This window comes from Streptococcus sp. 27098_8_69, from assembly GCF_041432445.1.
Classification (GTDB): Bacteria; Bacillota; Bacilli; order Lactobacillales; family Streptococcaceae; genus Streptococcus.
Map to the genome: position 1 here is coordinate 1 of NZ_JAPVZO010000054.1, position 745 is coordinate 745.

1 pseudogene is annotated in these 745 nt (G+C 53.8%); it reads left to right on the top strand.

From position 1 onward, the window contains the following. Window positions 1–745, top strand: a pseudogene (locus tag O3658_RS10590) (hypothetical protein); the annotation flags it as partial.

The following is a 745-nucleotide window of genomic DNA, read 5'->3' on the forward strand; positions in this document are numbered from 1 at the left end:
CAGCTAGCCAGTCAGCCAGCACATCAGCTAGCCAGTCAGCATCGACAAGTGCAAGCCAATCAGCCAGCACATCAGCTAGCACGTCAGCAAGCCAGTCAGCTTCAACAAGCGCAAGTCAATCAGCAAGCACATCAGCAAGCCAGTCAGCATCGACCAGTGCGAGCCAATCAGCCAGCACGTCTGCAAGCCAAAGTGCTTCAACCAGTGCGAGCCAATCAGCCAGCACGTCAGCAAGCCAAAGTGCTTCAACAAGCGCAAGTCAATCAGCCAGCACGTCAGCTAGCCAGTCAGCTTCAACAAGCGCAAGTCAATCAGCCAGCACGTCAGCTAGCCAGTCAGCATCAACAAGCGCAAGTCAATCAGCAAGCACATCAGCTAGCCAGTCAGCGTCAACAAGTGCGAGCCAATCAGCCAGCACATCAGCTAGCCAGTCAGCGTCAACCAGTGCGAGCCAATCAGCAAGTACATCAGCTAGCCAGTCAGCATCGACAAGTGCAAGTCAATCAGCAAGTACCTCAGCTAGCCAGTCAGCATCGACAAGTGCAAGTCAATCAGCAAGTACATCAGCTAGCCAGTCAGCATCGACAAGTGCAAGCCAATCCGCAAGCACATCAGCTAGCCAGTCCGCATCGACAAGTGCGAGCCAATCAGCAAGCCAAAGTGCTTCAACAAGCGCAAGTCAATCCGCAAGCACGTCAGCAAGCCAGTCAGCTTCAACAAGCGCAAGTCAATCCGCAAGCACGTC